Source organism: Lepagella muris (assembly GCF_004793975.1).
Classification (GTDB): domain Bacteria; phylum Bacteroidota; class Bacteroidia; order Bacteroidales; family Muribaculaceae; genus Lepagella; species Lepagella muris.
The window spans coordinates 120,038-146,721 of sequence record NZ_SRYB01000004.1 but is presented as its reverse complement, the minus strand read 5'-3'; the positions used below and the strand labels follow the sequence as shown (position 1 = coordinate 146,721).

General features: G+C 46.1%; 18 protein-coding genes and 1 pseudogene. 6 read left to right on the top strand and 13 right to left on the bottom strand.

The features are described 5' to 3' along the window. Nucleotides 1-186 precede the first annotated feature (186 nt). The 4 genes from nadB (at nucleotide 187) to E5331_RS04450 (ending at nucleotide 8,299) form a co-directional block, all read left to right on the top strand. Nucleotides 187-1,770 carry an L-aspartate oxidase gene (nadB, locus tag E5331_RS04465; RefSeq protein ID WP_123481671.1) on the top strand — a complete coding sequence of 528 codons (1,584 nt, stop codon included), beginning with the start codon at nucleotides 187-189 and terminating at the stop codon, nucleotides 1,768-1,770. A 14-nt stretch (nucleotides 1,771-1,784) separates the two neighbouring features. Further along, the gene (locus E5331_RS04460) at nucleotides 1,785-3,482 is read left to right on the top strand and encodes a S41 family peptidase (RefSeq protein WP_123481670.1); all 1,698 of its coding nucleotides are present in this window, start codon (nucleotides 1,785-1,787) and stop codon (nucleotides 3,480-3,482) included. Further along, nucleotides 3,479-6,835 (top strand): transcription-repair coupling factor, encoded by a 3,357-nt coding sequence (gene mfd / locus E5331_RS04455; protein WP_275441075.1) that lies wholly within the window; start codon nucleotides 3,479-3,481, stop codon nucleotides 6,833-6,835. The genes E5331_RS04460 and mfd overlap by 4 nt, the downstream gene beginning before the upstream one ends. Nucleotides 6,836-7,039: 204 nt before the next feature. Then, a complete protein-coding gene (locus E5331_RS04450) occupies nucleotides 7,040-8,299 on the top strand; it encodes a histidine phosphatase family protein (RefSeq protein ID WP_135984076.1) in 1,260 nt (419 codons plus the stop codon). 127 nt (nucleotides 8,300-8,426) lie between these two features. On the opposite strand, the gene E5331_RS04445 is transcribed toward E5331_RS04450, so the two are convergent. After that, a complete protein-coding gene (locus E5331_RS04445) occupies nucleotides 8,427-8,816 on the bottom strand; it encodes a HepT-like ribonuclease domain-containing protein (protein WP_123481668.1) in 390 nt (129 codons plus the stop codon). Next, the gene (locus E5331_RS04440) at nucleotides 8,809-9,114 is read right to left on the bottom strand and encodes a nucleotidyltransferase family protein (RefSeq protein WP_123481667.1); all 306 of its coding nucleotides are present in this window, start codon (nucleotides 9,112-9,114) and stop codon (nucleotides 8,809-8,811) included. Before E5331_RS04440 ends, E5331_RS04445 begins: the two co-directional genes overlap by 8 nt. A gap of 218 nt (nucleotides 9,115-9,332) precedes the next feature. Between E5331_RS04440 and E5331_RS04435 the strand changes: the two genes are divergently transcribed. Continuing rightward, nucleotides 9,333-10,229 carry an Abi family protein gene (locus tag E5331_RS04435; protein ID WP_123481666.1) on the top strand — a complete coding sequence of 299 codons (897 nt, stop codon included), beginning with the start codon at nucleotides 9,333-9,335 and terminating at the stop codon, nucleotides 10,227-10,229. Between the two features lie 588 nt (nucleotides 10,230-10,817). Here E5331_RS04435 and E5331_RS04430 read toward each other — a convergent pair. From E5331_RS04430 to recA, 8 genes and pseudogenes are all read right to left on the bottom strand, one after another. Next, complete coding sequence (locus E5331_RS04430) at nucleotides 10,818-11,768, bottom strand: DUF4249 domain-containing protein (protein ID WP_123481665.1); 951 nt, start codon at nucleotides 11,766-11,768, stop codon at nucleotides 10,818-10,820. 2 nt (nucleotides 11,769-11,770) lie between these two features. Further along, nucleotides 11,771-13,945, bottom strand: coding sequence for a TonB-dependent receptor plug domain-containing protein (locus tag E5331_RS04425; RefSeq protein WP_168355133.1), 2,175 nt, complete (start codon nucleotides 13,943-13,945; stop codon nucleotides 11,771-11,773). Between the two features lie 33 nt (nucleotides 13,946-13,978). Further along, nucleotides 13,979-14,389 (bottom strand): DUF4925 domain-containing protein, encoded by a 411-nt coding sequence (locus tag E5331_RS04420; protein ID WP_123481663.1) that lies wholly within the window; start codon nucleotides 14,387-14,389, stop codon nucleotides 13,979-13,981. A 69-nt stretch (nucleotides 14,390-14,458) separates the two neighbouring features. After that, nucleotides 14,459-15,316, bottom strand: coding sequence for a hypothetical protein (locus tag E5331_RS04415; RefSeq protein ID WP_135984074.1), 858 nt, complete (start codon nucleotides 15,314-15,316; stop codon nucleotides 14,459-14,461). Nucleotides 15,317-15,355: 39 nt separating this feature from the next. Further along, nucleotides 15,356-15,745: a hypothetical protein gene (locus tag E5331_RS04410; protein ID WP_123481661.1), complete on the bottom strand. Its 390-nt coding sequence runs from the start codon at nucleotides 15,743-15,745 to the stop codon at nucleotides 15,356-15,358. 140 nt (nucleotides 15,746-15,885) lie between these two features. Next, the gene (locus tag E5331_RS04405) at nucleotides 15,886-17,655 is read right to left on the bottom strand and encodes a tetratricopeptide repeat protein (RefSeq protein ID WP_123481660.1); all 1,770 of its coding nucleotides are present in this window, start codon (nucleotides 17,653-17,655) and stop codon (nucleotides 15,886-15,888) included. Between the two features lie 1,174 nt (nucleotides 17,656-18,829). Further along, nucleotides 18,830-20,764 (bottom strand): beta-L-arabinofuranosidase domain-containing protein, encoded by a 1,935-nt coding sequence (locus E5331_RS04400; protein ID WP_275441083.1) that lies wholly within the window; start codon nucleotides 20,762-20,764, stop codon nucleotides 18,830-18,832. 652 nt (nucleotides 20,765-21,416) lie between these two features. Further along, nucleotides 21,417-22,454: pseudogene (gene recA, locus E5331_RS04395) on the bottom strand (recombinase RecA); the annotation flags it as partial. A gap of 463 nt (nucleotides 22,455-22,917) precedes the next feature. Between recA and E5331_RS04390 the strand changes: the two are divergent. Further along, a complete protein-coding gene (locus E5331_RS04390) occupies nucleotides 22,918-24,126 on the top strand; it encodes a pyridoxal phosphate-dependent aminotransferase (protein WP_123481657.1) in 1,209 nt (402 codons plus the stop codon). A gap of 164 nt (nucleotides 24,127-24,290) precedes the next feature. On the opposite strand, the gene ychF is transcribed toward E5331_RS04390, so the two are convergent. The 3 genes from ychF to E5331_RS04375 form a co-directional block, all read right to left on the bottom strand. Beyond that, entirely contained in the window at nucleotides 24,291-25,394 is a 1,104-nt protein-coding gene (gene ychF, locus E5331_RS04385; protein WP_123481656.1) for a redox-regulated ATPase YchF, read from the bottom strand. Nucleotides 25,395-25,515: 121 nt separating this feature from the next. Beyond that, nucleotides 25,516-25,983, bottom strand: coding sequence for a hypothetical protein (locus E5331_RS04380; protein WP_135984072.1), 468 nt, complete (start codon nucleotides 25,981-25,983; stop codon nucleotides 25,516-25,518). Between the two features lie 121 nt (nucleotides 25,984-26,104). Next, nucleotides 26,105-26,602, bottom strand: coding sequence for a cytidine deaminase family protein (locus tag E5331_RS04375; RefSeq protein ID WP_123481654.1), 498 nt, complete (start codon nucleotides 26,600-26,602; stop codon nucleotides 26,105-26,107). Nucleotides 26,603-26,684 lie beyond the last annotated feature (82 nt).

Genomic DNA, 26,684 nt, shown 5'->3' with positions numbered 1-26,684 from the left:
TTGGAATTTCCGTCATTTTTATATACATCGGCTACTCGTAATCGGAATGTATCTTTGTGGGTTTAAAGATTTTTATTAATTTTGCTGCATAATAATGCAAACGATAAGCAAACGCCGGAATCTTTTGGTTGCGACGCTCGCCTCTAACTTGCCCGCATATCGGGCTAACGACGTAATTATCTGACTATGGTATACAGATATGATTTTCTTGTGATCGGCTCCGGCATCGCCGGAATGAGCTTCGCTCTAAAAGCCGCCAAAAAAGGACGCGTGGCTATAATCTGCAAAACCACCCTCGATGAGGCAAACACCTATTTCGCTCAGGGTGGTATCGCAAGCGTCACTAACCTTGAGGTTGACGATTTCGACAAACACATCAACGACACAATGATAGCCGGTGACTGGCTATCCGACCGCAATGCGGTGGAACAGGTGGTGAAAAAAGCTCCCGAACAGATCAAAGAGCTGATCGGATGGGGAGTGGACTTCGACAAGAAGGAGGATGGATCCTTCGACCTGCATCGTGAGGGGGGACACTGTGAATTCCGGATTCTTCACCATGCCGACAACACCGGCGCGGAGATTCAGCTTAGTCTCGTTGACCGGGTGAGAAACCATCCGAACATCGACATCTTCGAGCATCATTTCGCCCTCGAGATCATCACACAGCATCATCTGGGGAAGATCGTCACACGACGCACCCCCGACATAACATGCTACGGCGCATATATCCTAAATGAGGAAACAGGAAAGACCGACACATTTCTTGCAAAAGCCACTGTAATGGCAACCGGAGGAACCGGTGCAGTCTACACCACCACCACCAATCCCCTGATCGCCACCGGCGACGGCATCGCAATGGTCTATCGAGCCAAGGGCACCGTAAAAGATATGGAGTTCATCCAATTCCACCCGACAGCCCTGTATCATCCCGGCGACCGCCCCTCTTTCCTTATCACAGAGGCGATGCGCGGATATGGCGCAGTCCTGAAGAATCTCGATGGAGAGGAGTTCATGCAGAAATATGACCCGCGCCTCTCGCTTGCGCCACGCGACATCGTGGCTCGTGCTATCGACTCAGAGATGAAGCAGAACGGTTCGGACCACGTATTCCTCGACGTCACCCACAAAGACCCAGAGGAGACAAAACGCCATTTCCCCAACATCTATGAGAAATGCCTATCCCTCGGAATCGACATCACGAAAGATATGATACCCGTTGCCCCCGCTGCACACTATCTCTGCGGCGGCATAAAGGTGGATCTCAACGGCGAATCCTCAATCAAGCGTCTCTACGCCCTCGGTGAGTGCAGCTGCACGGGTCTGCACGGCGGAAACCGTCTTGCCAGCAACTCCCTTATCGAGGCGGTGGTCTACGCCGATGCCGCCGCACGCCACGCCACAGAGGCTATCGACGGTTATGACTTCCGCAACGACGTGCCGGAATGGAACGACGAGGGCACAGCTCACCCGGAAGAGATGGTGCTTATCACCCAAAGTGCTAAGGAGGTGAACCAAATCATGGGATATTACGTTGGAATCGTACGTAGTGACCTACGCCTTGACCGTGCGTGGAATCGTCTCGACATTCTCTATGAAGAGACCGAGAAGCTGTTCAAGGTAAGCAAACCGAGCCGCGAACTGTGCGAACTGCGCAACATGATCAACGTGGCATACCTGATCATGCGCCAGGCAAGAGAACGGAAAGAGAGCCGTGGTCTGCATTTCACTGTCGATTATCCACCCACGCCACACAATCCGTCGAACTAAGAAATTCTCAATATATGACCCTATCTACCCGTTTATTACCTCTCGCAACGGTTGCCGTTGCCGCCTCGCAGCTCTTCGCTTCCCCCGACCTGCCGCAGCAAAGCCATGATGCGGCTGTCAACAGGAATCTGAACACGTTCAATTCAATCGTCAAGGCTGTCGAGATGAATTATGTCGACACGATACGCCCCAAGGAGGCATTCAATTCTGCCATACAGGCGTTTCTATCCACTGTTGACCCATACACGGAATACTACGACTCCGATTCGCGTGCAGAGCTGACGAAGATGACCACCGGCGAATATGATTATGCAGGTATCGGTAGCTTCATAATGCAGCGCGACAGCATGTCGTATATATCCGCTCCTATCGAGGGGACTCCCTCCGCAAAGGCGGGACTGAGGAGCGGCGACCATATAATACGGGTAGACTCCACCGACACCTATCGTATGACCTCGGATGCCATAACAAAACTGCTGCGTGGCGAAGCCGGGTCATCGGTCAACGTCACCGTGTGCCGTCCATACGTCACTGACTCCATACTCACGTTCAACATCGTCAGAAGCAAATTCTCCGAACCGTCGGTGCCTTACTGGGACGTGGTGAACGGCAACACCGGCTACATTCGTCTTACGCAGTTCATTGCCAACAGCGGAAAGGACGTGAGAGAGGCGCTGGAGGCTTTCAAGAAGAATCCAAAGGTAGATAAGATTGTGCTTGACCTTCGTGGCAACGGCGGCGGTCTGCTGGAAGCGGCTGTCGATATTCTCGGCAACTTCGTCCCGAAAGGCACCGAAGTGCTCCGCACCCGTGGAAAGGACGCCGCTTCCGAAAAGATCTACAAGACCACGCGCACTCCACTCTTCCCCGACATACCGCTTGCTGTGCTCATTGATGGAGGTTCCGCCTCGGCAGCTGAAATCACTGCCGGCGCATTGCAGGATCTTGACCGAGCTGTGCTCATCGGCACACGAAGTTTCGGTAAGGGATTGGTGCAGAGCACCCTTCCTCTCCCTTACGACGGGTTGCTAAAAGTGACAATCGCGAAATACTATATACCTTCCGGGCGTCTTATACAGGCTCTCGATTACTCCCACCGCAATCCCGACGGATCAGTGGCACGCACGCCCGACTCCCTCACCAACGTCTATAAGACACTCCACGGCAGGGAGGTGCGCGACGGCGGCGGTCTGACTCCCGACGTGGAGGTGAAATGGAGTGACTTCAGCCGACTCACCTACAACCTGATGCGCGACTTCTGGATATTTGATTATGCCAACAAATATGCCAACACACATCCCACCATTCCGCCCGCCTGGGAATTTGAGGTGACGGATGAGATATATGAGGATTTCAAGAAGAGCATCAATCCGGAGAAGTTCAAATACGACAAGATCTGCGAGGAGCTTGTGAAGAAACTGCGTGAGACTGCCGAAGAGGAGGGGTATCTCAACGAGGAGACCACTGCTGCCATAGATGCCCTCGCGCCGCTGATGACGCATAATCTCTACAAGGATCTCGACAACAAGAGAAAGGAGATTTCCGAATATCTCGGTGCAGAGATTGCCAGCAGATATTATTTCGACAATGGTAAGCTGATACAGGATCTAAAGACCGACCCCGCTCTTGAAAAGGCGGAGGAGATTCTTTCCGATAAGGCGAAACTCGCTGAAATCCTTACCCCAAAACAGAAAACCGACACAAAAAAGTGAAACTTAAGGAAGCCGACAATCTTTTTGTCACCAAATCCAGAGGCGACGCGCTTGAAGCTCTTATTGATGATAAGAAAGTCAGGCGTATCGCGCTCAAAGGATTGAAGGGGAGCGCACCGGCAATGCTTTTTGCCGGACTGAAAGCAAGAAAACAACCATTCCTCATAGTAGCCGACGACATTGATGCCGCCGGCTACATCTATCATGACCTGTGCCAGATTGCCGGGGAGCAGAGCGTGGCAATATTCCCAAGCGGATACCGGCGCGACATAAAATACGGACAGCCTGACCAGCCTTCGAGGATTCTCCGCACGGAGACCCTCGACGCTTGGCACAGGAAGAACCATCCAACATGGGTGGTGACCTGTCCGGAGGCTCTTGCCGAACGAGTACCCAAGGCAGAGACCCTGTCCGACAGGACTATCGAACTAAAGGCAGGAAAAACAGCCGACATGAACGCCATCTGCATGCGTCTGCGTGAACTGGGGTTCAAGGAGGTGGACTACGTATATGAGCCGGGGCAGTTTGCCGTGCGAGGATCTATTCTTGACGTATATTCATTCTCCGGTGAACTCCCATATCGCGTGGATTTCTTCGATGATGAGATCGACTCAATACGTGCGTTCAACGTGGAGACACAGCTTTCTGAAAGCAAACAGGAAAGCATCTCCATCATACCTGCCGGAATGGCTGATAATGACACTGCAGGCGTCTCATTGCTCCATTTTGCCGACGCTGCGACTATCGTGATATGCCAGTCGGTCAACTGGCTGGAGACCCGTATAAAGGCAATCTCCTCCGAGACTTTATCGGAAGCGGTGTGCGTCACCGGTGAGGGGGAGACGGATGCGATGAAGAACGTCGTGGATTATGATGATTTCGTCAGTCGGATGAAGAGCATGAAAATTGTGGAATTTGGCGGTGATGCCGATGCCGCATCATCATTCTCCCCAGATGCAACAATGACGTTTGATTGCTCGCTACAGACAATATATCATAAGAATTTCAACCTTATAGCCGACTCTTTCACAAAATTCCTCAACGACGGCTATAAGATTCTTATCCTGAGCGACACCCCTTTCCAGAACGAGCGTCTGAAGGCTATATTCGAGGATCGCGGCGACAAGATCTCATTTACCCCTGTCGACCATACCATCCACGAGGGGTTTGTCGACCATGAATCGAAGATATGTTTCTTCACCGACCATCAGATCTTCGACCGTTTCCATAAATATAATCTTAAGAGCGACCGCGCACGCGGCGGAAAACTTGCCCTCTCGCTAAAGGAACTACAGCAGATTGAGACAGGCGACTTCATCGTGCATATCGACCACGGCATCGCGAAATTCGGCGGTCTCGTGAAGACCGACGTCAACGGACGTCCGCAGGAGATGATAAAGCTCCTATTCCAGAACGACGACATGGTGCTCGTGTCAATCCACGCGCTCCATAAGCTCTCGAAATATCGCGGCAAGGAGGGGGTACCCCCGAAGATCAGCAAATTGGGATCCGGGGCATGGCAACGCCTGAAGGAGAAGACCAAGAGCAAGATGAAGGATATCGCCCGCGACCTCATCAAGCTATACGCTGCTCGCCGTCAGGAGAAGGGGTTTGCTTTCGCTCCCGATTCTTATCTGCAACACGAACTGGAGGCAAGTTTCATCTATGAGGACACCCCCGACCAGCTGAAGGCGACGCAAGACGTGAAGGTCGACATGGAGTCGGCAAGACCGATGGACCGCCTGATATGCGGCGACGTGGGTTTCGGAAAGACGGAGATAGCCATACGCGCCGCCTTCAAGGCTGCCGCAGACAGCAAGCAGACTGCCGTGCTCGTGCCGACCACGGTGCTTGCCATGCAGCATTTCCACACCTTCTCCGAGCGTCTGAAGGATCTCCCCGTAAGGGTTGAGTTTATCTCAAGGACTAAGAAACCTAAGGAGGTGAAGCAGATTCTCGCCGATCTGGAGACCGGGAAGGTAGACATCATCATCGGCACCCATAAGCTCATCGGGAAGAATGTGAAATTCAAGGATCTCGGCCTCCTGATCGTGGATGAGGAGCAGAAATTCGGTGTGGCGGTCAAGGAGAAGCTTAAACAACTGAAAGTGAACGTTGACACGCTCACCATGAGCGCGACCCCCATACCCCGCACCCTGCAATTCTCTCTGATGGGTGCGCGCGACCTCTCATCGCTCAACACTCCACCCGCCAATCGCCAGCCCATCGTCACAAATGTCTCCACGTTTGACGACGACGTTATAAAGGAGGCGGTCTCTTTCGAGTTGAGCCGCAACGGTCAGATATTCTTCATCTCAAACCGCATAGAGAATCTATCCACAATCGAGAACACGCTTCTACGGCTCGTGCCGGGGATACGTATCGTGACCGCCCACGGGCAGATGCCCCCGGAGAAACTTGAACAGGCGATTATCGACTTCGCAGCCCATGATTACGACGTGCTTCTCTCCACCACCATAGTGGAGAACGGCATAGACATGCCCAACGTCAACACAATCCTCATCAACAACGCGCAGAACTTCGGTCTCAGCGAGTTGCACCAGTTGCGCGGACGCGTGGGACGCAACAACAAGAAGGCATTCTGTTATCTCCTCGTGCCCCCCGGCAATCCTCTCACTCCCGTGGCACGCCGACGACTTCAGGCGATAGAGAATTTCAGCGACCTCGGCAGCGGCATCCACATCGCCATGCAGGATCTCGACATACGCGGAGCCGGCAACCTCCTCGGTGCAGAGCAGAGCGGATTCATCGCCGACCTCGGTTATGAGGCATATCAGAAGATTCTGAAGGAATCGGTGCTCGAACTGAAGACGGAGGAGTTTGCTGAGGAATTTGACGAGCTGACTGCCGGAAAGACAGAGGAATTTGTGGCTGACTGCACGATTGAGAGTGATCTTGAACTAAGACTGCCAGCCGACTATGTGCCCCAAGAGAGCGAGAGAATAAGCCTGTATCAGCAGCTCGACAATATTGAGACTCCCGAACAGATCGAACTCTTCCGCACCAACCTGCGCGACCGTTTCGGCACGATACCCCTCATTTCGGAGGAGCTGATAAAGGTGGTACCACTGAGAATGGCGGCACGCCGGCTCGGCGTGGAGCGTCTGGCTCTGAAAGGGGGGAAGATGAGGATGTATTTCGTAGGCGACGACAACAAGGCTTACTATCAGAGTCCGGCGTTCGGTAAGGTGCTTGCATATCTACGTACAAATCCTCTGCGGTGTGAGCTGCGCGACGTCAACGGGAAGCGTTCGATACTTATAGATAAGATCTCCACCGTCAGCGAAGCACTCGACATTCTCTCCTTCATGGAGCAGTCGAAGCCGGCTTGAAGCGAAACATTTGATTGATATAATTGTTTAGGTTTTATAGTTGATAGTTGATAGTTGATAGTTTAGGGTTTATAGTTTAGGGCTGATGGTCTTAAAATTTTAAAAATGACAAGATTCGGATATCTCCGTGAATCTTAAACCATAAACTATAAACTATAAACTATAAACTATAAACTATAAACCTTAAACCTTAAACGTAATAATATGAACGCCACCTTCCGACGCGTGTTGTCGCTATGTATCGCCGCATTATCCCTGCTCCCGATCTGTGCACAGGGATTCCCCCCACAACTGAACGGCACGATGATGCCATATAACTTCTCCTCTACCGACAGCATAGTGCCGTGGAGTGATGATATGAAACCCGTATTCATAAATTACGTCGCACGTCATGGTGCCCGCTATCTCTCTTCCGAAAAGAAGGTGGAGAGTCTGCGCCACACTCTTCATGACGCTGACTCAACCGGCACTCTTTCCGATAAGGGTAGGCTCTTCATGCGTCTGCTGCAAAGCGTTGACTCTGTGACCGATGGCAACTGGGGCGCACTGAACGCCACCGGCATATATGAGGAGCAACGACTGGGGGAGGAGATGACGCGGATAGCACCCGACCTGTTGGCGAAGGGGGAAGCGACGGCTGTATCATCCTACGTGCCGAGGGTAGTGATGACGATGTATGAGCTGTGTCATCAGCTTGCGCGCCACTCTACCCATATATCCGTCAGTACTTCCGAGGGAAGGCAGTTCGACTCATTACTACGCTATTTCACCACTGACTCCGCCTACGTGGACTATCTTGAAAACGGTGATTGGAAAGCGGGATATGACCGGTTTGTAGATACCAATATATCCGCATCCCCGGCACGCTCCCTGTTTACCACGGATATACCGCAGGGGAAGTTGCGCAAGTTGACGCTCGACATGTATGGCGTTCTGCAGTCGCTACCTGCTGCGCGTCTTGAATGGCAACCGGAGATATGGTTCTCATTGCCGGAATACCGTGCGTGCTGGGAGGCTGCAAATCTGAAGCACTATTACCAGCGTTCGGTGTCGGAATATTCATCTGTGGCTGCTGCCGCCTCCTCTGCGCTTCTCGATGATATAATACGCACCAACGATGCGGCTGCTGCGGGGAAAACAGACGGAAAGGTGGCGGCTCTACGCTTCGGACATGCCGAGACCGTAATACCCCTCTTCGCGCTCATGCGTCTGCCTGGATGCTACTATCCGGAGGGTTCGGCTGAATCCGTGGCATCGGAATGGAAAGATTGGGAAGTGTCGCCATTGGGGGCAAACCTCATGATAGTGATGCTGAAAGACAGGGTAGGGGATACCTTCGTGTCGCTCCGTCTTAACGGCAGATGGCTCACCATGACCTCTCCCGACGGTAACTCCTACGGCAAGATCATACCATGGTCCGCACTCCGCAAACAATGGCTCCAATACATCCCTACCTCGCACTAACCTCCATGCCTTTGGTCATACCACCGCAGAGCACACGGAGATCGCAAAGATTTTTTAATTTCTTTTATTTCCTTTGTTTCTTCGTGAACCACCGTATTATGATATCGTCTATTTGTCTGGGAATAGGTTAAGAAAAATATGAATCCATATTATTTTCTTCATTGTATTGTTCTTCGTATTCAGAAAGGATGCTTTCAACATCCTTTTTAAGTTCAGGAATATGTCTCACCACTAAACTCCACAAGAATTCAGGTCGAACATTATCATAAGCATGTATTATTCTGTTGCGTGTATCAATAATAGCTCTCGCATTGGGAATTTCCACAGTGGAATCAGCCTTTTTAATCCTATTCATAGCTTCACCCATTATCTCAGCTTTACGCTCAACCGCACTTCTGCGTAGATAATCTTTTTCAAAGACATCATATCGCATTGGATAATCGGCAAAGAAACTCTCAACATCACTAATGGCATCCAAGATATCTTGAAGATATGCCAACACCTCTTGTTTAGCCATAAATAATCTGTTTGGTACGGTTTACATTAGCTATGATATATTTATTACGCAACCCTTTTTCTTCTATCAAGTCTACCTTACGGTTAAAAAGATGCTCCAAAGAATCTCGTAAGCTGAAATAGTTGGTAACGTAATCAAACTTGTCAGGGTCGGTTGACTCGAAATCCACAAGCAAGTCCACATCACTGTTATCATTAAATCTATCGGTAAGGATAGAACCAAAGACAGCAAGGGATTTGACCTTATGCAATCGGCAAAGGTCCAAGATTCGTTTTAGATTCAACTCAATCAGTTTCATAAGTTTCAATTTCTAAGTGCAAATATAGTCAATAATCTTAATAATTCAACACTATACCCACAAAATCGTTTGAAACATAACTTTATTTTGCAAAAACGAGAAAATTTATTGCTGAAAATTTGTGTGTCTCAATATAAAAGTCTATCTTTGTACCGACAGTTTCCACCACGCCTCTTGCCAATGCGTACCAGGGTGGAACTTTTGCTTTTTATACCCACATGGATTATATTAAACAACCACTGGATTATCCTCAGATCATCACGATGCTCAAGCAACGCAACCTATTGATTGGCAATTATGGTCAGGCATTGGAACAATTAAGAATCATCAGCTATTTTCGTCTGGCAAATTATCTTCGCCCGATGGAACAGGACAAGGTCACTCACACATTCAAGCCTAACAGTCATTTTGAAAATGCAATAGATCTTTATTACTTTGACAAGAAACTGAGGGCATTGATTTTCACGACTATCCAAAGTTTTGAGGTTGCCCTACGTTCAAAACTGATACATCATTGCTCTCTTAAATACGGCGCATTTTGGGTTATAGACAGAGGGCTGTTCTCCGATAAGAAGATTTTTTCAGACTGTACGATACGTATTCAACAGGAAGTTTATCGCTCAAAAGAAGATTTCATACAGGAACATTTCAACAAATACGATAATCCGATTGTTCCTCCTGCATGGAAAACCTTAGAAGTTGTCTCATTCGGGACTTTGTCTCGGATTCTTTGCAATCTATCGGACAATCCATTAAAAAAGAAAATAGCAAGAGAGTTCAATCTGCCGCAGCATAAATATCTGGAGAGCTGGTGCAAGAGTGTTGTAGCACTGAGAAACAACCTTGCCCACCATTCAAGAACATGGAACAGGATTTATCCAATACAGCCGCAACTTCCTCAATCACTGAATGGCGATTGGATTGACATCTCGTCAGTTCCCAATAACAAGCTATATGCCCAGTTGTGTTGTCTTGCGTATCTACAGAACACCATCCATCCGATTAACGATTTCAAGCAGCAGCTGAAACAGTTGATCAGCTCTCATCCGAATGTAGATGTCGCGGCTATGGGATTCCCGGCAGATTGGATTAATCAGCCGTTATGGAGTGATTGAGATCGTACTCCATTTTGAAGTAACCCAAAAGATTGTTTTAAACATAACTTGTCTTGCGCATAGGTGATGCCCTCCGTTCTCCCTGTGGTTAAACCACCACAAAGAACGCAGAGTACTCTGAGATTTTCTAATTTCTTTTATTTCCTTTGTTTCTTCGTAAACTTATCACACTGAATCTTAGACTTTTCTTTTAAACATACGATATAAGCCGACTGATGCGGAGATCACTAATCCAATAATAAGATACAGTGATGCCCAACGAGATTCAATGATGAGTGTATAGACAGGATATGCCAGAAGCAATATTGAAATAAGAAAAAGATATAGATAGCCAACTTTATTCATATCAATAATATATAACAATTCAATAATAGTATATCCAATACGTACATGCACACAATGTCTTGACAAAGTTACAAAAAAATCCGCATCCTTTATGTTCTTCGTGGTTAAACCACCACCAAGAACGCAAAGGACGCGGAGATTTTTCTTTCTTTTTTACCATTATAGGCTGCAGCTCAGTGTCAGTATTCACGAAATGCTTAACATGGAAAGTTTCGCTAAGATATGTGTTACAAATGTATTGCATTATTTGCTAATGTTAGTAGTTGCAATGTCAAAAATATAACTTCCGACAATGCCTGCCCCACCTGCAACATTAGTATATATCCTTCCCGGTTCGACCATTCCTAATCCAAGAAGACTACCATGTATGCTGTCATCTTCCGGATCAGTGGCGATAAGACTTATCATGAAACGGTAATAGTCCTTAGATATTGAATAAAGTTTGGCCTCCCTTGGAAGACCAATATACTTTTCATAATCTTTTCCTGCCTGCTGTATGATTTCGCTAAGATGTAATGTATAGTTCTTTCCATTTATTCCATTATCAGAGAATGGCAATCCTTTGACAGAGTACGGTTCCCAACCTGGAATAGATTCATCGATCTGAGATGCCAGAATTTGGAATACAAATTCCTTATCATACACTTTTTCACCTTCATGCAAATATCCTCCTAACCCGTAAGGTTCTCCGAACTCAAGGAAATAATAATTATCCTCATCTGCCGGATCTGTAAAATTTATCTCATAATCTATAATATAATCATCCTGCCAATATATCGGATATGGTCCGCTAATCCTTGCGGTGAATGATTCAATTGTTACCCGTTTCGGAATCTCGTCTTTAGCAGAAATTCTTATTCCATTGAACTCTGTCATAATATTTATGGAATCACCCGGTTGGGGAAAGATATCTGAATAATAAAAATTGTTCAGAGAATCGAATTTTAGAGATTGTTCATATCGACCGTTAATATAAAGCTCTATATCAAGATTACTTTCAAAAGATGGTTTAGGATGAGGATCGGAGAAGAAATAAGGATGAGTGGCAATTACTGTTATCATTGAGTCTGGATTCATAAGGGAATTTAATACAACCATATTTTCAATCTTATCATTCTTGTAATGGTCAAGATCAATGTTGGAATAACAACCGGAAAACATTAATGGAATGGAAAGAATTATTAAATTTTTCATTATTAAAAATTTAGAGTGTATGAAATATTAGGTATAACAGGAATCAATGAAAATACCTGAAAATTGCGGTGCCATCCGGGATCATCTAAAGGACGTTTGGGTACATAATCTTTAGTGAGAGTAAATGCATTCATGTGGCAATATGCATTATATAGACCGAAATTCCAACTATATCTCATTCCATTATGCAATTTTCCGGTGAGGGTCACCCCGATATTCAGTCTATGAAATGCCGGCAATCTGACATTATTTCTACTTGTCAGCAGGTCAGCCCCGGTATAATCACCTTGTAAAGAATCACTGGGACGTTCAAAAGGAGCAGTTGGGAAGAAATGGTTGGGTAGGTCAATATTATATAATGCCACTGTTGTCCTATTACCTGACATGAATTGCCATTGTGTGTTCAATATCAGATTGTCTCGTATAGTCCAGTTTAAACTTATATCTACTTTATGACGATTGTCAAATTTCGCAGGGAAAGTTTTTCCACCATTGAGGTCTGAAAATTTTCGCATGTTCCACATAAGTCCGTATGATATATTCGTATGAATATTCCCAAACTCTTTTTCTAACGAGACATCGCATCCGTATGCCCATCCTTTGCCAAACGTAATTTTATCTGACCACACCACATTAGGATTAAAAATTGATACGCCCTCTTTAAATTCAGCCACACCAGTCATATCCTTGTACCATCCTTCAGCCGATATCCTGTATCCGTTTTTTGATAGGGCATATACACCTATTGATGTTATGTTGCTTTTAAGAGGATTGCCTATTGTTCCGGTAGGTAACCATGAATCGGTAGGAAGCGATATATAGTTTGAAGACACTTGTTGCATAAACTGTGACATTTCCGAATAACTGACCTTTACACTCAGTGATTTTGATAAGGAAAATTGCATTGACAGACGAGGTTCTACCGACAGATGGTTCTTATTACATGATATATATGTCTGTATTCGTGTTCCGGCATAGACTGACATTTTATCTATAGGATTCCAGTCGCATTCTATGTATGCAGCCAGTTCTCCTACAGATATATGATTGGAAATCCCATGTAAAGAATATGATTCATTCTTATCTATTCTTGTCATATTACGTCTATCCGGATTATACCTTCGCAAAGATTGTCCCATACCGAATTTCAACGTTGTTCTGTCTGATATATCTCGGTCAAAAGACTCTACAAGTCCCCACTCATTTATTGAATTTATGTTTGAGGTTGTGTTTGTAACCAATTTATCAGAATATTTGGAATCCTGTGACTCTATTTGTTTAGATTCTGCTCCTGTCCAATATAAATCACAAATCAGACATCCATTCCAAATATTTGCGGTCATATTTGCGCTTATTCCGTAACTTTGCCATTTTAACCTGTTGATATCCTTTTTATGATACTGTGTTTCATAACCATCCTCTATCCCAAAGCGTTCCTCCCCGATTTTGAAACTGTCCCCTGAGTAAAATCCAGTAAGTGTTGATTTTAATCTGCTATTCCATATATGGTCCAATCGTAAAGAGCCGTCAATAAAGTGATATCCTCCGATAGTTTTCTTTCCTTCAGACTTTGTAGTGGCATTAATTATGGCGAGAGTTGGAACTGTCACAACGTCAAGCCAAGTACGTCGTAAAGCGACAGCAATGCTTGTCTTATTTTTCTTTATGGGCGTGGCAATGAACATACTCCCACTGATAAGACCTAAATTAAAAGAACCCACAGTTTTTTCAATACCGGGAGCTGATAACTGAAGTTCTGTCACACTTGAAATTTTACCTCCGAAACTTACAGGAAAAGCAGACTTATAAAAATCAGCTTTTTTAAGAGAATAAGCATTGAATGTGGAGAACACTCCACCGAGATGACTAACATTATGCAATGGCATCCCGTCAAGAATAAAAAGGTTCTGATCGTTTTCTCCACCCCGTACATATAATCCTGAAAAACCTTCAAGTCCTGCGGAAACACCCGGTAATGTATGAAAAGCCTTAATCAGATCCGGCTCTCCGAAGATTACAGGGAGAGTCTTTATTTTATCTGCGGAGAAGGAATGAAATCCCATTCTTGTATCACGAAGAAAACCTCTGTCATCTGTGACAAGTACCTCATCAAGAGTTGTGATAGCCATGGTATCGGATTTCTCCTGCCCCATGACCATCACGAATGATATTGCCATATAAAAGGATACAACAATTCTGTATATCATACGCTACTCTATACTTACGGCAAGGAACATTGTGCCACCCTTTATTTTCCCAGATATGCCAATATTCCCATGTCCGATAATAGTTGTTGTTCCGTCAAATTTCACTTCATAAATTTCCTCAGTCTCAATCTCCTCAAGAGATACATCTTTCAATTCAACTTTTTGTATATCTGGAACGATATCAACGAGAGTAAAATCTCCTATCTTAAAGTCATGAGTAATAAAAGATACATACCCTGTTGACTTCAATTCTTCTCCGTTAAGCGTAGCTGATAATTTATACTGCTTTCCTTCTCCGTAATCACCGGAAATATAAGCTATATTTTCACCTCCTTCTCCGGAGCCTTCTTTTGAACAAGATGTTCCACATAACATCGCAAACAATGTGGTTATAATTATAATAAAATTTTTCATATTACTTCACTTTTTAGTAATCATAAAAATTACATCTACAACCTTAATACCTATATAATAATCTGAGTCTTAATCGTGAGGTGGATAGTATTCAGATATCTCATCCTCTCGGATAATTTTAAATTCTACAGAAGAAATCTTGTCATTCCATCCAATCTTTTTTAAATCATAATCTTCATGAGGATTAGGATCTCCTGATTCGTTAGACACACAATATAGCACATCTCCTTTATAGTTTATATTTTGATAACCTAAAAGACATGTCCTTAAATCTTTCCCCAATATATAATCATTGCCTGGCACCCCTCCTGTTGGAGCCCAACGGTCGCCATTATATTTTCCATTTGGAGACATATAATTATATACTTTTATTGAAGATGTTTTATCATTAAAATTTGCAAAAGCCTTCAAATGAGGAATAAATTGATATAGTTTCTCTGTAACTTTTAATTTCACTCGTCGATCACTATATCCCTTGTCATCAAACATCAATGCTTCTCCAAGAATTTTACCATCAATAGGAATCTCATAAAGTGTATTGCTTCCTCTTGTTAATGTCGTTGATATGTTCTCCACTGGCATATTTTCAATAATAGAGATATTCACACTTTCTTGAAGATCTTCTTCAGAATTATAGTATTCAACGATATCTCTTCCAGATTCATCTTTGTGCAGGTATATTGCAAGATCCGTAGCTGTTTTGATTTCATTTTCATAGATATCGGCATATTCTTGATTCAAATATATTACTGAATCACCTTCATATACTACTTGCGTAGTATAAGTTTTGCCATTATATTTTACGATAAGTTCCTCTTCATCAGACTCTGACTTTTCAGACAAACTTTCGTTTACAACTTCTTGAGAACATGCAACTGTCATTAAAGACAGCAACAAATACGCAGATCTAAATCTTTTTAAATTCATGATTGTTATTTTTATGGTAATTATTTTTTATAGTTTACATTATAGGAATCCTGCGAGGACGTATGATTCTGTGACGAATTGGATTTGCATCTCCTGGTCATTGGCGAAAACGTATTCTATGAAATCCGACTCGTCAATGAAAGATGCCAGGCATACTTCGCCAGCCGTATCCCATATCTCGTAGGAGAGAATGTCGGATGTGGATATGTCTGCTGAAATGCTTACCACGTTGGAGGAGATGACGCATTCTATCGGTTGCGAAGGGGTTCTATGTTTATTAGGGGGTAACTGTGTCCCATAATCTTTCGGTGGTTTCTTTTTTAGTGTGATGACACGTGTAGGGGCAGGTGTCTTGTCGGCGAAAACGTATGTCGGTGTGAGGCTGACAAGCATCGCCATGATGAGTAGGAGTTTTGAAAAAATTTTCATGTCGTAATAAATTTTTGATGCCGCAAAATTACGATCCTCTTTTCAAAATAGTGATAAAACGAATGACTGAAAAATGACTGAAATTAATTTCAGTCATTTTTCAGTCATCTGTTTGTCTATATCGGCAATTTATAATTTACTTACAATAAGCGAATTATCCCATCTATAATCTTTATACTGGTTTTTTCATCAAAAACTTTGAGTCCGAGGGTCTGTCGTCGTGAAACCAATGCCCCATGAGTCCTTCCAAGCAGGATTTCCATCTCCACAGGCTTGATACCACACTTTATGAGGAGGGCTGTCTGAAAGTCTGCGACATTCAATTTTCCCAAAGTAAGCAGATTCAGATTCTCCTTGAATTTAGGGGAACTCTCCAGAACTACACGTTCAAGCTCCACCCATAATTTATTCTTATCCTTTATTATCTTTTTTGCAGAAATCAAATCCTGCAATGACTTGTACGCCTCGGATTGCAGGATTGTGGGTGAGACTGTTTTATGATGGGTGGATTGCTCGTACAAATCTCGCAATTCTTTTCTCAATTGCACCCGCAACCCTTTCAATGTATCGGACTCTGTATCCTCAGGTATATCCTCCTCCATATCCAATTCCGTATCATCGGTTATTTCCGGTGAGGTATCTTTCCAAACATTATCTTCCTGAACGGAGTCCTTGATGATGCTTAACTCCCGTTTGAGCTTCTCTATATTTCTGAGAGCCTTCTGATGATCCATGATATGCTTCTGCTCACGATTCTTGAAGGATAGCAGTGCAATACCCATTGCCATTATGACAAACACGCACCCTCCAATCCAGTAATGCAATCTGATATTGTGCTGCTCTGCCTTCTGCCTTGCCTGATCATGCAGCTGATAATTATACAGGTTCTGCTGGTTAATCGTCAGTTGCGCCTCATTCTCATCATACGTTGATTCAATAAAATCACGATAGTTCAATACATATTGCAATAGGGAGTCAGTATCCAACCTATCATTCAGTTCGGAAAGAAGAAAATGATAGCCATCCGTCTTATTCATTTGCATATCGCTTGAAATCAATTCCTTCGCATAGATGAATGCGGAATCATATTTCTCAGCAGCAAGATAGACCTTTGATGCGGTTATAAGCGCATAGTTGCGACATTCATCAGACACATTGTCAGGGGTATCCCTTATCAGATTCAAGGCAGAATCAATTTCCCCCTTTCTATACTTTACCTGAGCGAGATACATTTTCGAAATCGGCAGTAATTGAGCATTACTGCCGCTCATCTCGGCAATTGATTCCCCAAGATATTTCTCGGCTTCTTCAAACTGTTCCGCACGCAGATATAATGCACCAAGCAGTTGCAAGTCGTATATTGCATTTACACTGTCACCCAACCGGTGGCTTATATCCAAGGAGGATTTGATATAAGGTATTGCCTCGTTAAACAGTCTCAGTGATTCAAGGAGGCTACCTGTCTGACTCAAGACAGTGGAGCGCAGCCGGAGATTGTCGGTATCTTCGGGCAACAGCTCGAGCGATTGTTGGAAATATTTCAGGAAGGTAGGGTAGTCGCCGAGATCGGAGTAGACGCGTCCGCCATAATAGAGTGCCTCGGCATACCTGCCGTCACCCTTGTGTGATTCCTCATGGTCGATGACCCGGAGGATGAGACTGTCGGAGGTGTGGGTGACATAATTCTTGTCGGCAATCTTCACCGACAGGAAATCATGCAGATACCGGTCACGTTCCGACAGAGAGTCGGGATTGATGCTCTCAAAGAGAGCGGTTGCCGATTCAAGCGAATCATTTACTATCCGTTCCACACGGAGCAGCCGCTGATCCTCCGCCCTGTCGCAACACGTAAGAATTACAGACAGCAGAACCAACACCGGGAGCAATATATAAAGAAGCGTATGACGCATTTATTCAGATTATTAGTTTTATCCTACAAAATTAAGCAAATAATCTGAAAACACTTAAATGGTTTAAGGTTTAAGGTTTAAAGTTTAATGTTTATGGTTTATGGTTTATGGTTTATGATCATTAAATTTTGTATAATGAAAAGATTCGTGGATTTCCGTGAATCTTAACATTAAACTATAAACTTTAAACTTTAAACTTTAAACCACTGAAGTGCAGCTTGCGAAACTTCAGTAATTAAACCTCTAAGTCCGTAGAGAGCGCGGTGATTTTCTTAGCGTGGGGGGCTTAAAGAAAGAATGACATCTTTTTCACAAAAAATGCCATCCTCCCATAACCAAAATTCAAGTATAAATTCTGGGGACCGAATTCCTGCTGAAACTGAGACAGCTCAGCAGGAATGAACTTCATGATTTCACAAGCACGAAGATACTTGTCCCGAAAAAGCAATTATAATCGTCAGTTTCACAACTTTTTTATGACCTAATCGCTTTGAAGCAGTTATCAACTTGCATTCGTAGGTACTTTTAGAACTCACTTGAACTTCGGGTCTGCCAAGAATGTAATGCATAATATCCGGCAGATATGCAAATTTAGGCAATAAAACTAATATGCCAAAGCAGTAATAGTTAAAAAATGGGGAAATGAAATGTTAAAATGCTTAATTTTTGCATTTTTGTCGCTATTTAATCCAATTTCGAGGATATATTTTACCCGTTAAAAAACAAAATTTTGATTTTCCGGAATCAAAATTTATTAATTTTAAATACCTTATCTCCGGAGATGCTGTATCACTATAGCAAATTTGACCAACAATAAATATATGCCATAATATTGCACATATAAGCGTATGAAACAAGTTTTTTAACCATGTTGAAATGATAAAACCGATCGATTCCCATCGACCGGTTTTAAATACTTTTTCGAACTAACCTAACATCATGAAACGATTTTCTGATATTAATACAAATTGAAAGTTCATTTGGTTCACAAAAAAATGCAAGATTTTTGAAAAATCTTGCATAAATTTATTTAAGAAGCTATTATCCAGTTATTTAAATTATAAAATTTCTTTTATTTCTTTATTCCCTTAATATAATCCGCGGAGTTTTTTATTTTTCTCCGTGTCCTCTGCGCGCTCCGTGGTGGGGTTTCAACGCTGGGCAAGCGGTGTGATTATTTCGATGATGTAGGGAAGGAGGAGATACGCAGACGTGCGGCTCCCATCGGGACGAGGGTAATCTCATCTACCTGTGCCGAACGCTTCGCACGTTCGCCGGGGAGAACTCCCGTCAAACCGGTCTCGTCGATACCCCATGACGGTATAAGACGACCTGTAGCCTTTATCTCCAGGGGCACATTATCAATTGTGAACGGCTGGTTATCAGCAGGCCATTCCTTACGTGTCACCTTAAAGGCGGCAAACGGATTATCCTCCGGAAGTATCAGCGAGTAATTCCACGGTGAATCCGCATATATCTCGTAGGTGGGCCATTTCTCCGGATCCGCACCCTCAAGCCAGTTGGAATCGCCTATCGCCTTCTCTGCAGAATTGACCTTCTCGTAGCGTTCGTTGATACGGAGTGAAAGGGTGAGTGGTCCGTAATTCACAGAAGCACTGTTGCGGTTAGCCTCCCAACGGCGTAAGCTAAGCTCCATCGGAAACTTGAGTTCCACCACATCTCCATCCTTCCATTCGCCATCTATACGGAGATACTCTCCCGGCTGCGGATTACCGACTTTCTTGCCGTTGACTGTAACCTTCGCATCCTTTGTCCATGACGGGATACGGAAATAGATCGGGAAACTAACCTTATCCTTTGTAGATACCTTAAACCTCAGTACATCCTCAAACGGATATTGGGTCTCCTCAGTGATTGTCACCACCTTTCCGTCAGCCACGGTCAGTGTCGCCGTGTTGGGGGCATAGACTGTATAAGCCACGCCTTTATCCTTGGTGCTGAATGTCAACGCCTGAGTGAACGAAGGCCATCCGAGACCGTGATTGTGCTGGCAGCAACGTGAGCTGAAGGGGTTCATGTTGAGGAAGGGACCACGGTTGTCAATGCCGGGATGATGGTTCTCCGAATCACTGATAGTCTGGTTGGGCGACGTAATATAGCGCAGAGCCGTCAGGTCGGGCATCATGGCAGCGGGGAAGGAGTTGAACGCCACATCCTCCATATTCTCAGCCCATAGCTGGTCTGCCGTTATGCCGATCATCACGCCGTCGGAGAGTATCTGCTCGGCGAAGCCACAAGTCTCCGTGCCCTGACGCGGGTCGGTGTAGCCTATACGTGCATTCTCATCGGCTCCGAACATACCTCCCGGCACCTGTCCGAAGTTACGGCGTATCATCTCATGGACGTTATACGTTGCGTCAAGCATGACGGAATCTCCCGTCAGCAGGTACATCTCCGCCGGCTCACGGAAATATTGCGCGATATTCACGTTGTGCCAGTTGGGGAGACGGGAAGGGTTGGTGCAGTCGGCATTGTTGCGGTGGATCTTCTCGATGAGTGGAAGCACACTCTTGTCGCCCGTCTGATTATAATACCATACTACGCTCCACATATTGTCGCCGCCTCGGCAGTTTTCCCAATAATCCTCCAGGAAATTCTCATCAGCCTGCGCCATCTCCCATTCAAAATAACGCTTCATGAAGGGGAGCACGCGTTCATCGGCTGTAAATTCATAATAGTTTTGCAAGATCCAAAGCATGATCATCTGCGCCCACACTTCGCGCTTTCCGTTGCGCATATTGTCCGGACCGAAATAGCCGTCCTCCTGCTGGGAGGCGAGCACGGCGTCGATCCAGAACTGCGACTCCTTGATCATATCGGGATCATTGAGCAGGAATGCCAGATGACTGTAGCCGCGAAGCCAGTAGGGCACCTCCTCCCAACCTCTGTCGCCACCCTTGACGAGCCATGCGTTATTGTTCTTGTCGAGCCACGCGCTGATCTCGCTCAGATGACCGTTGAGTCCGTCGCGCTGAAGTTCGAGCTGACGCAGCAGCCATCCTTCGGGTTTGATTGCGCCTACGGGAAGTTTGTCAAGTGCCAACGGACGTAAAGCCACGGAGTCTGTCGATGAAGGGATATAGGGCATATCTACATTCTCTGCCTTGAAGCCTGCCGCTCCGGCGCATGATGCACCAAACAGAAGAAAACCGGATGCTGCCAAATTCAGTAGTTTCATGATAGGGGTTATGGTTTTAAAATTTAGAATTTAAAATTTAGAGTTTAGAGACACCTCGCTCCCATGGGCTTGGGCAACCAACTGGAGAAAACTCATCCGTGCTCCCCCTTTAGGGGCTGGGGCTTACGGGTCGGGGTATGCTCCGGGGTGTTACTCGTTAATGCAAATTTAATCCAATTATATATCTATCGATAAGTAATAGCTATTCATATTCCGATAAAATCCGGTCAATATGCCTGATTTTCTTTACCAAATACATTTTTGTCGTTATATGCCACTTATTACTGCCTCTGCACTTATCGCTGCCTCTATATATAAATAGCCTGAAAACGTGTGGCACGCTTTCAGGCTATTTGTTCAGATTCTATTTATTTAAGTGGTCAGATCTTCATTCGATATCCACCTCGAAGTCATCGCCGAAGAGATCGTCGCCCTCTCCTTCAGCACCATTATCCTCTCCGAAATCCTCGTCATTCATCGGCGATTCATCGGAATCCGAATCGGAACGGGTTGACTCATTGCCGGGGAGATAGGGATTGATCACTTTGTTGCGTGCAGCATCACGTTTGGCGGCAAGAGCCTCCTTCACTTTCACCTCAAGCTCTGCCATGAGTTCGGGATTCTCCCTTATGACGCGCTTCACGGCGTCGCGACCCTGACCGAGTTTGTTGCCATTATAGGAGAACCATGCGCCGCTCTTCTTCACGATGCCGTATTCCACTGCCATGTCGATGATCTCTCCCGCTTTGGAGATACCTTCGCCAAACATAAGCTCGAACTCCGCTTTCATGAATGGGGGCGCAACCTTGTTTTTCACCACCTTCACCTTCACGAGTCGTCCGATAGCCTGCTCTCCATCTTTGATGAATGAGGAGGGGCGTATCTCAAGACGAACCGAGGCATAAAACTTGAGGGCGTTACCGCCTGTGGTTGTCTCCGGGTTACCGAACATCACGCCGATCTTCTCACGTATCTGGTTGATGAAGATGCAGCATGTGCGGGTGCGCGAGATCGCTCCCGTAAGCTTTCTCATCGCCTGGCTCATCAGACGGGCATGAAGACCCACGTTCTTGTCGCCCATCTCACCCTCTATCTCAGCCTTGGGGGTCAATGCTGCAACGGAGTCGATCACAAGCACATCGATTGCTCCGGAGTTGATAAGCTGTTCGGCAATGTCGAGAGCCTGCTCGCCGTTGTCGGGTTGAGCGATCCAGAGATTGTTGACGTCTACACCAAGCTGCTCGGCATAGAAACGGTCGAATGCGTGCTCGGCGTCGATTATGGCGCAGATGCCACCCTGACGCTGTGCCTCCGCTATGACGTGGATGGCAAGTGTGGTCTTACCTGACGATTCCGCACCATAGATCTCGGTGATTCGTCCGCGTGGAAGTCCGCCGACGCCGAGCGCGAAGTCGAGTCCGATCGAACCTGTCGATACTGTCTCCACATCCTGCACAGCGTCATCGCCAAGACGCATCACGGTGCCTGATCCAAAATCTTTCTCAAGATGCTGCATTGCCACTTCAAGGGCTTTCTTCTTCGCATCCATATCACTGATCCTGCCGCTATTGGCGGATGCCGCTGCTTTTTTCTTTGCCATATATTTCGTTGTTTTAGTTTTATTCCGAGTACTGACGAAGTAAAGATACCGTTTTTTCACCTGATCTTTAACTTCACTGCAAAGTTAATAAAACTGATTGCTAAACTCATAATTTTTCGGCATTTAAATGACACTCATCTTATTTAAATATTCTTAACAAACGCATTTTGACTGCAAGTTTTTTGCAGTCAAAATGCATAATCTTCTAATTTGCACGCCCTTTTAAAAATCTCCGTCATAGAGGCATATACGCCGTCAGTCCGACAGGTGAAGCCATGCGGCAGGCGTCGCTATAACGGCACGTATTGTAGGCATTTTGAATATCCTCCACACTGATTTTGCAGCATTTTTTAATTTAAATCGCAATAAATATATCTATTTTCACGGATTATTCGTAACTTTGCACTTATTTTCAATCAGTATTTTTCAATCTGAATCTATACAATCAGACTATATATATTATATGAAACCCGAAATATCACACCGTGGCTATGAGATGCCGTCGTCGCCGATCAGGAAACTTGTCGGGGCGGCACGAGACGCCGAAAGAAGGGGCACCCACGTGTATCGTCTTAACATCGGGCAGCCCGACGTCCCCACTCCTCCACAGGCTCTTGAGGCTCTGAAGCATATCGACCGCAAGGTGCTGGAATATTCCCCGTCGGAGGGCATCGAATCGCTCAGAGTGAAGATGTCGGAATATTATTCAAGATTCGGTATGGATATATCCTCCGATGAGATTATAGTGACCTCCGGAGGATCAGAGGCAGTGCTCTTCGCTTTCATGGCATGTCTTGACCCGGGCGACGAGATCATCATTCCCGAGCCGGCGTATGCCAACTACATGGCGTTCGCAATATCCGCCGGGGCTGTAATAAAGAGCGTATGCGCGGATATAAACGACGGGTTCCGTCTCCCTCCGGTGGAGGAGTTTGAGGCTCTAATCACCCCGCGCACAAAGGGTATACTTATCTGCAACCCCAACAACCCCACGGGATATATATATTCTGAGGAGGAGCTTCTGAAGATTGCCGACATAGTGCGCCGACACAATCTCTTCCTCTTCTCCGATGAGGTCTACCGCGAGTTCTGCTACACCGACACCCCCTTCATCTCCGCCATGTCGCTGCCGGGGATAGAGGAGAACGTGGTGCTGATCGACTCCGTGTCGAAACGCTACAACGAGTGCGGCATCCGCATCGGTGCCATCGTGACGCGCCACAAGGAGTTGCGTGCCAACGTGATGAAATTCTGCCAGGCACGTCTCAGCCCGCCGCTGCTCGGTCAGATCGTGGCGGAGGCTTCGATCGACACTCCGGAGGAATACATGCAGTACGTCTACGACGAATATTTCCGTCGTCGCGACTTCCTCATCAAGCGTCTCAACGAGATTCCGGGCGTATACTCCCCAATGCCGATGGGAGCTTTCTACACGGTTGCGTCATTGCCCGTAGAGGATGCCGACCACTTCTGCAAATGGGTGCTTGACGAGTTCAGCCACAACGGACATACCGTCTTCATGGCACCGGCATCCGGCTTCTACACCTCGCCCGGAGAAGGACGCAACCAGGTGCGCCTCGCCTACGTACACAACATCGACTATCTCGCCGGCGCCCTCGACACCCTCGAAGCCGCCCTCGCCGAATACAACAGCAAGACCCAAAAAGCATAGAAAAAATAGAAAGAATAAGAGAATAGAAAGAATAAGAAGCAAAAAAAGGAATCTTAGGAAGCCCAAGCCGCCTAAGATTCCTTTCTATTTTCAAGTAGTCCAAGAAGTCCAAGAAGTCTCAGTGGTCTTAAGACTTCTTGGACTTCTTGGACCTCTACACCGCCTCAGACATTGAATCTGAAGTGCATAATATCGCCATCGTTGACCACATATTCCTTACCCTCGACCGACATCTTGCCAGCCTCTTTCACTGCATTCTCTGAGCCAAGGGTCACGAAATCATCATATTTGATCACTTCCGCACGTATAAAGCCCTTCTCAAAATCAGTGTGAATTATACCGGCGGCCTGCGGAGCCTTAGTGCCACGAAGGAAAGTCCAAGCACGCACCTCATCCGGTCCGGCTGTGAAATAAGTCTGAAGATCAAGCAATGAATATGCCGCACGGATAAGACGGCTCACGCCACTCTCCGTCAGACCGATCTCCTCCAGAAATTCCGCACGCTCCTCAGCTGTCTCCAGCTCCGCTATGTCGCTCTCCGTGGCTGCCGCTACAATCATTATCTGTGAGGAATCATCCTTCAATGCCTCTTTCACCTGCTCCACATACTTGTTGCCGCTGACTGCCGAAGCATCATCCACGTTGCAGACGTAGAGCACCGGCTTATTTGTCAGCAGGAAAAGATCATGGGCAAAACGCTGTTCATCCTTTGTCTCAAACTGCACGCTGCGTGCCGGACGACCCTGCTCCAGAGCCTCCTTATACGCTTTCAGCACCTCCGCCTGAAGTTTGGCAGTCTTGTCGCCTCCGGTCTGGGCAGCCTTAAGAGTCTTTGCCAGACGTGCGTCAACCGTCTCCAGATCCTTCAGCTGAAGCTCATAGTTGATGATCTCCATATCGCGCACAGGATCGACATTACCGTCAACGTGAGTGATATTGTCATCGTCGAAACAACGGAGCACGTGGAGGATGGCATCAGTCTCACGGATATTCGCGAGGAACTTGTTGCCGAGACCCTCACCCTTGGAGGCACCCTTCACAAGACCGGCTATATCCACGATCTCGACAGTGGCGGGCACCACACTGCGCGGGTTGCACATCTCCACAAGTTTATTAAGACGCTCATCGGGCACCGTGATCATACCGACGTTGGGTTCTATCGTACAGAACGGGAAATTCGCTGACTGAGCTTTCGCGTTACTCAGACAGTTGAAAAGGGTGGATTTACCGACATTAGGCAAACCCACTATACCGCATTTTAAAGACATTGCTGTTTTGCTATTTATTAATTTGTTGCAAAATTAATAAATTTCCGCGACATGACATCACTACACTCGCTCTTATCACCTCACGACAACACCGTCAATCACCTAAATACAGCCTCGGTTGTCACCAAGGAGTAGCGCCGACACGCGTATAGAGATAGGTCACGATACGCCCACTGTTGGTTTTCCATTGAAGCCAAAGGCTCGTGTCGCCATCCGAAAACCAGTATGCCATAGTAGATGCCGACCCTGATTCATACTGAAGATTAATCTGATAATTTGTAGTTGCGGAATATGATCGCTGGCAGAAATAGGCGAGCTCTTCCGATTCAGGGCGTCCGTTATCATAATAATAATACCATCCGTGACCACGTCCGTAGAAATCGAGATAGTTAGTATCATAGCGGTCTACAGGAGTGGAATTAGCCTGCGTGAGCATCCACACACCGTCAAGACGTGAATCATAGAAATAGTCAGATCCCCAACCCGGAGGGGGAGAGTAGGGCCAATCGTCACCTTCGACGCAGCCGGTCAGCGAAACCAATCCGCACACTGCCAACACCATACCCATTAAAAGTGATCTCTTTTTCATAACCTTCGATATTTTGATAATTAGCTTTCTATCAAAACAACCACAAAAACCGAAGAATAGTTCAGCACTCTTTATGATACATCATGATCTAACATGATACAACATGACACATCATGCTCCATCAGAAAGAGGTAAACGAGAACGGCAGCAGCGACCCGATGGAGGGGAAGATATAGGTCTTCTCCTTGCCGTAGAGTAGCACCTCTATCTTTCCGTAAAGCACCTCATATTCCAGCAATGCCTGACGGCATGCTCCACACGGACTTATCGGCATCTGCTGGAAATATTCCTCCCACGGCATATCCGGCTCCTTACCATCCTTGCTCCAGGCTGCTATGGCAATCTTCCTTATCGCCACGCCGGGATGGGTGGCGGAGGCATAGTAAAGGGCGGTACGCTCCGCACACATCCCCGACGGATAGGCGGCATTCTCCTGGTTGGAGCCGCACACTATCGAGCCGTCGGCAAGCTGCAATGCCGCTCCGACATGAAACTTCGAGTATGGGGAGTATGAACTGCGTGTCGCCTCTCGGGCTGAATCCACAAGTCGGCGGTCTGACGCATCAAGCTCCTCGATGCCACATTCCTTAACGAGGGTGGTGATTGTAAACTCTTTCATGGTTCCGTATGTTTTAAATTGCGTTCACAGATGGAAACCCACATAGGCTTCATTGAGGGAACACTTCTGTATTAGTATTAGT